Raw genomic sequence first — 6,257 nt, 5'->3', positions numbered from 1 at the left:
CCGTCAATCTGGTCATACGCGCGGAACTCGCCGAAATACTTCGTGATCGCAGCCGTCAGCGTCGTCTTGCCATGGTCAACGTGGCCAATCGTGCCAATGTTAACGTGCGGTTTCGTTCTCTCAAACTTTGCCTTTGCCATCGCCCTATTGCCTTCTTGGGTGGGTCCGTATCGCGGCGCACCTAGGGCATCGGGCAGGGAAAATCAAGCGTCAGTTCGCCTCTTGCGCCGCCTCGGCGATATCCGTTGTCGAAGACGCGTCAATCTCCGGCGCGTCGACCGAGATATCATAGGGTACTCGAACCTGCCCTTCGCGGGGAGCGAACCAGGACGGATTTTCCCGGAGCCACTCCTCGATCGCCTTGGCGACCTCTTTAGCGAGGTTTTCCAACTGCTCGTCCGCGGACCGGACATAGCCCGAACCGATGATCGGGGCCGCGTTTCTCAGACCCTCGCTCGCGACGATGCGGAACGGCTCTTCGTTCAGCTTCTTGCGCGTGTCGTTGTCGAACACCGTGACGTCGACAATCATCGCGGAGCGCGGTGCATAGACGACGGGAATGCCTGGCGCTGCCAGGACGACGCCGCCGATAACGATCCCGAGATGGTACAGACCATCGCCGTCATAGCGGCGCAACCGCTCCGCCACGGCGTTCTGGACGGCGGCTTCAAGCTGATCCTCGGTGAAATCGCGCGAGAAGGGACCCTTGGTGACGTTGTCCGCAATCGCGATGTTATGGCCAAGGCGGAACTGGCCCAGTGGCTCGGGTGCAAGCGTCAGATCTTCCTCCGCCGCGCAAGCCGCCAGTACCAGAACGCTCATCGCTGCAAAAAGCTGCTGTCTCATATTGCCCCCTCGGATGCCCAACTTGGTGGTAGCGCGACGAAGAGAGGGCTGCAATGCCACTAATCGCCCCGGCAGCTGGCCTTCAGAGTCTCGAACTGCGCTTCCGTCAGAGCGGGAGACGGGTTGCCAACCCTTTCGCTCTGACGCCGTGCTTCGGCCATCCGCTCCGAGAGCGAGGGGTGGGTCACGATATGAGAGACCAACCCGTCGACATCCCCGTGGCGGTCACGCAAGCGCCCGAACAGATCGCCCAGCGCACCGGGATCGATACCTTCGGCGACCATGCGCTCGAAGGCGTACGCGTCCGCCTGCAACTCGGCCTCGCTGCTGTAGCTGGAATCGAGAAGCTGATCGGCGAGGATGACGATCAGGCCGCCTCCGGCGAAATCTCCCAGCAGCAGCCCCAGAAGTCCGACCGAACCGACCGAGCGCAGCATCAGCCGGGTCGGGTCCCGGGCAACGACATGTCCGACCTCGTGGGCCATGACCGCCGCCAGTTCATCCGGGCTTTGCGCCGCGTCGATCATTCCTCGGAAGAACACGATGTGACCGCCGGGTGCGGCGAAGGCGTTGACCATCGGATCGTCCAGCACGATCACCGTCAGCGGCGCGTCATATGCCGCACGGTCGACAAAGCGCTCGGCCAGCGCATTCCAGATCGCCAGCGCGTCCTGTGTCTCGCAGCGAGCAATGCCGCCGGAACCGCCGAAGACCATCTCGATCTGTCGCACTGTCGCTTTGCCCAGTTGGGCTTCGCGCTCGGCCGGGATCAGTCCGGCCAGCGTGTTGGCCATCTGCGGCAAGAGTACGAAAAGGATCACCAGGAAGGCCGCCAGCGCGCCGATCGCGCGTGTTGCCAGCCGGAACCGCGCGCCTTCGCGCAGATCACGGCGGAACAGGTCGGGACGCGAGGTGCGGATCCAGTCGCGAAGCGCCGGATCGGCGATGACAAGGCGCGCAGGATCCCGCGGGGCCTCGTCCTCGGTATCGGCGACGACCGTCACCACAAGCGTCTTCACGTCGGCCCGGTCCGAAAGCGCCCGAAGCCGGTCCAGCGGCCAGCGCCGCGGAAGGCCAGGCGTCGTGCCGTCAAGGATCAGCGCCGCCGGAGTCCGCCAGTCGACGCTGACCGAGACCTCGTGCCGCGAGGACGTCTGCCCGTCGAAGAAAACAGCGGCAACGGGTCCCTCGGGAGGGCGCATCAGATCGCGCCGCCCACATCCAGTGCGTCCGCGAAGCCCTCGGCATCGGCGCCGTCGTCATGGGCGCGCTGGCGGATGACGCCAAGACCTCTCGTGTCTGGCAGGCTCAGCGTTTCGACCACATGCCGGATGACCGGCTGGGTGACGAGGGCCAGAGAAAGCGCCCCGATGACAAGGAAAGCCGCGAGATAGAACAGCACCGCAAACACCGCGATCGCGCCCGAGGGAACGGCGCCATTCGACAAGGCAGCGCCGAAGATCACTGTTCCCGCAGCTCCGAAAAGAACGGCCGCGGCGACCCCGATCGCAAGGCCGCCAAGAAGGACGATTCCGATCAGGGTTCGGGTGCTGGGATTGGCGCGAAACTCGATTCCGCCACCAAGGGCCTTGTTGTCGGTCAGATAGGCGAAGGCCCGGACGCGGTAGTACACAAGTCCGACAGCACCCCAGATATACCCGACAACAAGGAGAACCACGCCAATGGCGGCGTTCTCCATGGCCAACAAGGCCCCCCCAAGAAGCACGATGCCGATGGCGATGAAAATATGCTTCATGGCAGAATAGAGAGCGGTCCACTTGCCGCCCTGCGTGAACTGTGCCGACCCGTACCAGCTGCGATCCGTCATGTACTTTTCGAGATAGAAGGTCTGTCGCGGCAGCAGGAGGCCAAGCGTCGATATCGTCAGGAGCCAGTGACCGATCGCACGAAACGCATAGCCCCATGCACCCTTTTCCATGCCAAAGCGGATGCTGCGCCAGCGGGTGCGTGCCAGCTTGTAGCGGCGTGCGCGATAGGTCGCGAAGAACCAGAGCGGAGCGACGGCGAAAATCGTCAGGTAGGTCGCGCCCATCTGGGCCACCATCTCCTCGATCGAGGCCGGCTCGGAGAACATGTTCATCCCGAAGAAGAACAGCACCATCTGGACCACCGCCAGGTAAAGCGCCAGGACAACGATGGCGACCAGAAAGCCCAGCAGCTTTTCAAGCCCGGTGCCGGTATATTCGAAGGAGTCGCCCTCCAGAGAGACGGAAGACCAGATGTACTTTCGGATCCGGGTCTTGGCCCAGAAACGGTAGATGCCGACCGTCAGCAGAGTTAGAAGCGAAGTCACGAAAGCGAGGCGAAAAATGCCCGGCCCGTCGCCCGAGTACTTGCCTGCGAGGGCTTTGTCGAAATTCTGATCCATAATGAAATTCCAGTCAAAATAGCTGTGCCAGACTACCTGAACGGGAAAATGCGGTCAAAATTTGTTGTTTTGAGGAAAGCCCCGTGGTGCCATGCGTCCGGCACTGGCGCGCGCGCCGGTCCACTCGTCCAGATCGGTGACAGTACGGGTCCGTCCCGCGGGATCGAGCCAGCTGAGGCCGTCGGCAAGCGTGAAGGTCCGGGCATCGGACAGCCCGCCGTCCTTGTATTTCTGAAGCCTGACACCCTTGCCGCGGCCCATTTCGGGCAGATCGGCGACCGGGAAGACCAGCATCTTGCGGTTCTCGCCCACGACCGCCACCTGGTCGCCATCGACCGGACGGCACACGGCGGCGCGCACGTCGTCCTTCACGTTCAGCACCTGCTTTCCGGCACGTGTCTGCGCCACCACGTCGTCCTCGGCAACGACAAAGCCGTCGCCGGCACTTGACGCGACCAGCAGCTTCGCACCGGGACGGTGGATGAACAGATCGACGATTTCGGCCTCGTTCGGCAGGTCGACCATAAGGCGCACCGGCTCTCCCATGCCGCGCCCTCCGGGCAGGCTGGACGCCGACAGCGTATAGAACCGCCCGTTCGAGCCGAACATCAGCAACCGGTCGGTCGTCTCGGCGTGGAAGATATGGCGCGGGCCGTCGCCATCCTTGAACTTCAGCTCGCGGGTCAGGTCGATGTGGCCGGTCATCGCCCGGATCCAGCCCATCTGGCTGCAGACAACGGTGATCGGCTCCCGTTCGATCATCGCTTCCAGCGGCACGTCCTCGACCTCGGCGGCTTCGGCGAAAGTCGTTCGCCGCGGATCTGCGAATTGCTTCTTCACGTCGCGCAACTGGTCGCCGATCGCCTTCCACTGGCGGTCCTCGCTTTCCAGAAGGTCCTGAAGATCGGCCCATTCGGCCTGCAATTCGTCGCGTTCGCGCTTCAGTTCCAGTTCCTCAAGACGGCGCAGCGACCTGAGGCGCATGTTCAGGATCGCGTCGACCTGAACCTCGGACAGTTCGCCATCGCCTTTGGGCGGCGAGACATAGTCGGCCTCCGAGGTGGCGCGCACGAAGTCGCGGCTCCAGTCCTCGCGCATCAGCGCGGCTTTCGGTTCGTCGTCGTAGCGGATGATGTCGATCACACGATCCAGGTTCAGGAAGGCTGTGATAAAGCCTTCCAGCACCTCGAGGCGGTGTTCGATCTTCTCGATGCGATGCTCGGAACGACGCCTAAGAACCTCGCGCCTGTGATCCAGAAACGCGCGCAGCACTTCTTTCAGCGAGCAGACCTTCGGCGTCACGCCGTCAATCAGCACGTTCATGTTCAGGCTGAACCGGCTCTCCAGGTCCGAGTTGCGGAACAGCATGTTCATCAGAACGTCCGGATCCACGTTCCGCGACTTCGGTTCCAGAACGATCCGGATGTCGTCGGCGGATTCGTCCCGCACATCGCCAAGGATCGGAACCTTCTTGGTCTGGATCGTCTCGGCGATCTTCTCGATCAGGCGGCTTTTCTGAACCTGGTAGGGAATTTCGGTGACGACAATCTGCCACTGGCCACGACCAAGATCCTCGACCTCCCAGCGCGCGCGCACCCGGAAACCGCCCCGTCCGGTGCGATACGCCTCGGCAACCGCCTCGGGCGGTTCGATGCAGATGCCGCCGGTCGGGAAATCCGGTCCCTTGACCATCTCGATCAGCGTGTCGTCGCGAACCAGTTCGCTGTTCTTGGCCTTCGCGAGGTGGATCGCCGCGTCACAGAGATCGCCGATGTTGTGCGGTGGAATGTTGGTGGCCATGCCCACGGCGATTCCCGAGGAGCCGTTGGCCAGGAGATTCGGAAAAGCCGCCGGCAATACGACCGGCTCGGTCAGGGTGCCGTCATAGTTCGGGCGGAAATCGACGGCGTTCTCGTCCAACCCTTCCAGCAACGCCTCGGCGGCTGCGGTCATCCGCGCTTCGGTGTACCGGCTGGCGGCCGGGTTATCACCGTCGATATTGCCGAAGTTGCCCTGCCCGTCCACCAGCGGGTAGCGCACGTTGAAATCCTGCGCCAGACGCGCCATCGCATCGTAGATAGCGGCGTCGCCGTGCGGGTGATAGTTGCCCATCACGTCGCCCGAGATCTTCGCCGACTTCCGGAAGCCTCCCGAAGAGCTGAGTCGCAACTCGCGCATGGCGTAGAGGATTCGCCTGTGAACCGGCTTCAGACCGTCCCGCGCATCGGGCAAGGCGCGGTGCATGATGGTCGACAAGGCATATGTCAGATAGCGATCGCCAATGGCCCGGCGAAGCGGCTCGCTGGTATCACGGGGCTCGATATTGGGGTCGTCACTGACTTCGGTCATAGATGATGTGATAGCGCCGTGATCGGACAGGGTAAAGCGGTCGTGGCATGAAAGACACTGCGAAAATTTCCCCCTCAACCGGGCTCTCGAATCTGATAGAAGCTCACATGCCCGGGGTGTAACCCCGCGGCAATTCCGGGGGGAATTTGATATGTTCAAGTATTTGGTGGCCTGCCTGGCCGCGCTCTATTGCGTTTTGATCCTTTTCGGCAACGAAAGCCGCAGACCCGAAGTCGCACGGCAGTCACAGGATGATGTGACGGGATTTTCGCTCGCGTCTTTCAAGCTGCCCGAAGTCGAGGCGCCCCGGCCCCTGCTTTCCAGCGGAATAACCGAAGCCCAGGCCGTTCAGATCGCCATGCAGGCCGGCCGCGATCACCGGGCGAACCGCGTGCCGTCAAACCTGCGTGGCGTGGTCGCCGCCATCGAGCCCCGGAATGACGTGAACGAAGCGGCGGCAGCGGAGACGGCCGAGCTTTGGTACGTGACGGGAACGCGCGTCAACCTGCGCTCGGGTCCGGGCACCGGGAATGCGGTCGTCGGCCAGATGGTTCTGGGCGACGCGGCCGAAGTTCTGGACGACCAGAACGGCTGGTACCAGGTCCGCGCCGAAGACGGCCGCGTGACGGGCTGGATCTTCGGCGAATTCCTGACGGACAGCCAGCCGGGCTGA

6 protein-coding genes are annotated in these 6,257 nt (G+C 63.0%); 1 reads left to right on the top strand and 5 read right to left on the bottom strand.

Annotation, left to right across the window (positions count from 1 at the left end; all coding sequences use genetic code 11):
• The 5 genes from ACKLNI_RS10980 to ACKLNI_RS10960 form a co-directional block, all read right to left on the bottom strand.
• Positions 1-140, bottom strand: a 140-nt coding sequence (locus tag ACKLNI_RS10980; RefSeq protein ID WP_413717734.1) for a GTP-binding protein, incomplete at its 3' end; no start/stop codon positions are given.
• A gap of 70 nt (positions 141-210) precedes the next feature.
• Positions 211-846, bottom strand: coding sequence for a hypothetical protein (locus ACKLNI_RS10975; RefSeq protein WP_413719107.1), 636 nt, complete (start codon positions 844-846; stop codon positions 211-213).
• Positions 847-905: 59 nt separating this feature from the next.
• Positions 906-2,048, bottom strand: a complete 1,143-nt coding sequence (locus tag ACKLNI_RS10970) for a M48 family metallopeptidase (RefSeq protein ID WP_413719106.1) — start codon at positions 2,046-2,048, stop codon at positions 906-908.
• Positions 2,048-3,235 (bottom strand): YjgN family protein, encoded by a 1,188-nt coding sequence (locus tag ACKLNI_RS10965; RefSeq protein ID WP_413719105.1) that lies wholly within the window; start codon positions 3,233-3,235, stop codon positions 2,048-2,050. Before ACKLNI_RS10965 ends, ACKLNI_RS10970 begins: the two co-directional genes overlap by 1 nt.
• A 54-nt stretch (positions 3,236-3,289) precedes the next feature.
• The gene (locus ACKLNI_RS10960; RefSeq protein ID WP_413719104.1) at positions 3,290-5,584 is read right to left on the bottom strand and encodes a DNA topoisomerase IV subunit A; all 2,295 of its coding nucleotides are present in this window, start codon (positions 5,582-5,584) and stop codon (positions 3,290-3,292) included.
• 151 nt (positions 5,585-5,735) lie between these two features.
• Between ACKLNI_RS10960 and ACKLNI_RS10955 the strand changes: the two genes are divergently transcribed.
• Positions 5,736-6,257 carry an SH3 domain-containing protein gene (locus ACKLNI_RS10955; protein WP_413719103.1) on the top strand — a complete coding sequence of 174 codons (522 nt, stop codon included), beginning with the start codon at positions 5,736-5,738 and terminating at the stop codon, positions 6,255-6,257.

It is taken from the genome of Silicimonas lutimaris, assembly GCF_047314965.1.
In the GTDB taxonomy this organism is placed as follows: Bacteria; Pseudomonadota; Alphaproteobacteria; order Rhodobacterales; family Rhodobacteraceae; genus JAVJUV01.
This window is presented reverse-complemented; position numbering and strand designations above follow the sequence as displayed.